At 74.0% G+C, this 3,525-nt stretch carries 5 protein-coding genes; 2 read left to right on the top strand and 3 right to left on the bottom strand.

Annotated elements, in window-relative coordinates; all coding sequences use genetic code 11:
* The coding region (locus tag P409_RS29675) for an aminotransferase class IV (RefSeq protein WP_034846900.1) at nt 1-456 on the bottom strand (456 nt) is incomplete at its 3' end.
* Nucleotides 457-554: 98 nt separating this feature from the next.
* Entirely contained in the window at nt 555-1,385 is an 831-nt protein-coding gene (locus P409_RS29670) for a MurR/RpiR family transcriptional regulator (protein ID WP_052121563.1), read from the bottom strand.
* 206 nt (nt 1,386-1,591) lie between these two features.
* On the opposite strand from P409_RS29670, the gene P409_RS29665 reads away from it, so the two are divergent.
* Both P409_RS29665 and P409_RS29660 read left to right on the top strand, forming a co-directional pair.
* On the top strand, nt 1,592-2,266 hold the full coding sequence (locus tag P409_RS29665; RefSeq protein ID WP_052121562.1) for a response regulator transcription factor: 675 nt from the start codon (nt 1,592-1,594) through the stop codon (nt 2,264-2,266).
* A gap of 106 nt (nt 2,267-2,372) precedes the next feature.
* The gene (locus P409_RS29660; protein ID WP_034846898.1) at nt 2,373-2,936 is read left to right on the top strand and encodes a hypothetical protein; all 564 of its coding nucleotides are present in this window, start codon (nt 2,373-2,375) and stop codon (nt 2,934-2,936) included.
* Nucleotides 2,937-3,032: 96 nt separating this feature from the next.
* Here the strand turns inward: P409_RS29660 and P409_RS29655 are convergent, their stop codons facing one another.
* Nucleotides 3,033-3,413 carry an ester cyclase gene (locus P409_RS29655; RefSeq protein WP_034846896.1) on the bottom strand — a complete coding sequence of 127 codons (381 nt, stop codon included), beginning with the start codon at nt 3,411-3,413 and terminating at the stop codon, nt 3,033-3,035.
* Nucleotides 3,414-3,525: the final 112 nt, after the last annotated feature.

The following is a 3,525-nucleotide window of genomic DNA, read 5'->3' as shown; positions in this document are numbered from 1 at the left end:
GAAGAGGGCGATCGACTTGATGTCGCAGCGCAGCCAGCGGATGTCGGGCGCGGAGACCAGGGCGAAGCCCTCCTCCTGCTGCGCCCGGCCCAGGCGCTTCAGCGCGCCGGCGAAGGCCAGGATGCTGGCCTGGGCCCCGGCCGGGAAGGCGTGGCTGCGCTGGGCCGGGGCGCCGCGGGTGACCTGGATGTAGATGGTCGCGGCCGGGCGCGGCGCGTCGGCGGCCAGCCGCTCGAACACCGCGGCCAGGCCGGCGCGGTCGAGGCCGGGGTCGATCCGGACGGCGGCGAGGCTGCGGGCCAGCCGGTCGAGATGGGCGTCGAGCTCGAAGATCCGGCCGTCATAGACCGCCACCACCTCGTAGACGCCGTCGGCGAAGAGGAAGCCGCGGTCGAGCGGCGAGACGGCGACCTCGGCGAGCGGCTGCCAGGTCCCGTTCCAATAGGCGAGGGTCATCGTCGGCGTTCCGCTTCAGAAGGTTTGGGGGCTGGAGGGCGGGGACGGCGCGCGGGGGCGTCGTCGACCGAGGAGGAAGGGCAGTGGATCTGCTACGGTCAGCTCGGGCCGCGGTCCGAGATGGTGCCGCGGCGGCGGGCGACGGCGCCGGCCAGGGCTTCGGCGAGAGCCATGATGGCGATCGAGGAGCCGTGCAGCACGCCGTGCTCGGCCGGGCCGAACAGGGCGGCGTCGCTCTCCGCCGCCAGCGGCGAGGCGGGGCCGTCGGTCAGGGCCAGGGCGCGCAGGCCGCGGGCCTTGGCCTGGCGCAGCAGGTCGATGGTGGTGCGGGAATAGCGCGGCACGGAGATCGGCACCAGCAGGTCGCCGGGGCCGAGGCGCAGCAGCTGGCGGACCATGCGCTCGGTGCCGCCGCCGCCGTCCATCAGCTCGACCGCCGGGCAGTAGGGCTGCAGCAGCTCGGCCAGGAAGCGGGCGGTGACGGCGCTGATGCCGAGGCCGAGCGGCACCACCCGGCGCGCGGCCAGGACGAGGTCGACCGCGTCGGCGCAGGCCTCGTCGGTCAGCAGCGCCGTGGCCTGGCCGAGATTGGCGGCGGCGGCGTCGAGCGAGCGGTGCAGCAGGTCGCGGGCGGAATCGCCGCCCTGCTGCGCGCTGCGCAGCTTCTCCACCGGCGCCAGGGCGCGCTGGAACTGCTGCAGCAGCTCGGCGCGGAATTCGGGGAAGCCGCCGAAGCCGAGGCGGTGGGCGAAGCGGTTGGCGGTGGCGACCGAGACCTGCGCCGCGCCGGCCAGCTCCTCGATCCCCATGGTGGCGGCGCGGAACGGGTGCTGCAGGACGAAGTCCGCCAGCCGGCGATGCGCCGGGGAGAGCGCGTCGAGGCTCTGCGCCAAGCGGTTCGTCAGGGTCTGCGGCGGGTCCTGGTCCATGTGGCGGGAAGCCAGAATCGGAAAGCCGCGGGGCGGCGGGATGAAAATTCTTCTGTCATCCGACCCGGGCCCTGTAAAGATTTTTTCATCACCGATCCGAACCCGGCCGGCGCGCCGCTTTGCCCCATCGCCTTGGCCGCAAGGAGAACGGACAGCGGCGGCCCGGTCGCGATAGCATCCGGCAGGATCCCTTGCCGCGGCCCCGGATGACCAGCCCCCTGCCCCTGACCGACCTGACCCCCGCCCTGGGCGGCGCCGAGGCGAACCCGATCCGCATCGGCTTCGCCGACAAGAACCCGCTGGTGCTGCGCGGGCTGCAGTCGCTGTTCGGCGAGGACCGGCGGTTCGAGCTGGTGGTCTCGGCCAGCGACGGCGAGCGCTTCCTCGACGCCGTGGCGCGGTTCGCGTTCGATGTCGGCATCATCGGCTGGGTGATGGCCAATGGCGACGGCCGCGCCGTGCTGGAGGGCCTGAAGGACCGGACCCCGGCGCCCCGCATCGTGGTCTACACCGGCGCGGACCTGGCGGTGGCGCGGCTGGCGATGCAGCTGGGCGCCGCCGGCTTCCTGTCCAAGTCCGAGCCGCCGGAGCGCCTCTTGGACGTGGTGGCCGAGGTGGCGCGCGGCCGGATGATGTTCCCCTTCCTCGATCTCGGCCGGGCGGTGGCGGCCGACCCGCTGGCCTGCCTGACCGCCCGCGAGCGCGAGCTGCTGGAGCGCCTGGCCGAGGGGCTGAGCAATGAGGGGCTGGCCCGCCGCTTCGGCCTGTCGCCCAACACGGTCAAGTTCCACCTGCGCAACCTGTACGAGAAGCTGGGCGCCGCCAACCGGGCCCAGGCCGTCGCCGTGCTGCTGGGGCGCGACCGCGGCCAAGCCCCCTGACCCCGGATTTTTCGCCCGGCATCCTACGAACGTAGGACGACGCCGGCCGGCGGCGCGTGGTTCGCTTCGGGATCGGAAGGGCTTCACCGGTTCGCGAGACGCCATCATGCAGATGCTCGACCCCAGGGATCCGATCCTCCGCGGCCCGGCCGCCATGCCGGCCGGCTTCGACGACCCCGTCCTGGAGGCCGAGCTGCAGCCGGTGGTGCGGGTCGCGGTCCAGGGCCCGGCGCCGTTCAACGCGCTGGTGCTGGTGCGCGGCACCCTGCCCGCCGGCGCGGCCGGAACCGACGGCGCCGTCGCCATCCGCACCAATTTCGCGCTGGCCGGCTTCGACCCGGAGCGGCCACCGGCCTTCAAGCATTCCTCGACCGCGGCGCCGCGCGGGGCCGGCGGGGCCGCGATCGACGCCATCGATCACGGCTATTTCGACGAGGCCGGCCGCTGGGTGCTGCTGCTGCGCGGCGACCTGCTGCGGCGGCACGGCGCGGTCGAGCTGACCAGCTGGGTCATGTGCCACGAGGAGGCCCCGGCAACAACCGACCCGCGCCTGGCCTTCCGCAGCTACCCCTTCTTCGTCCCGCCGCAGCCGCCCGGTCCGGCGGATCCGTGGGCCCGGGCCGTCGCCCGCCTGTACGCCCGCCGCCCGGAGGCCCGCGCGGTGGCATAGGCCGGCTCCCCCCTCACCCTCCCGTCGCTGCGCGCCGGGTCCCTCCCTTTCCCCGAGGAGAGGGGAACGGCGCGTGGCTCCGGCCTCTCCCGGACGTCACAATTGGGCCTCGATCGCCGCCCGGTCGATCACCGACCAGACCTGGACGATCCGGCCGCCGCGGACCTCGTAGAAGACATTCTCGCTGAACGAGACCGTGCGGCCGTCGACGTCGAGCCCGAGGAACCGGCCGCGCGGCGAGCAGGTGAAGTCCAGCCGGGCGGCGACCAGCGGCGGGTCGCAGGCGAGCAGCCCGATGTTGAAGCGCAGGTCCGGGATCTCGCGGACGTCCTGCTCCAGCATGGCGCGATAGCCGGCCAGGCCGAACTCCCGGCCGTTGTGGCGCGCCGCCGGGTCGACGAAATCGCCCAGCCGGTCCCAGTCGCGCCGGTTCAGGCAGTCGATATAGGCGCGGTAGAAGGCGGCGAGGTCGGTCACGGCACGGCTCCTGCGGTCGGGGACGGGCCCGACGATAGCATGCGGGCGACGGGGCGGGGGCACGAAGGCTGCGCCCGAAGAATCCCCCCTCCCTCGCGGGAGGGGGCCAGGG

Origin of the sequence: Inquilinus limosus MP06 (assembly GCF_000767795.1) — a bacterium.
Lineage (GTDB): Bacteria > Pseudomonadota > Alphaproteobacteria > DSM-16000 > Inquilinaceae > Inquilinus > Inquilinus limosus_E.
Note: the sequence above shows the minus strand (reverse complement) of the source record. Positions and strands in the feature narration are given on the sequence as shown.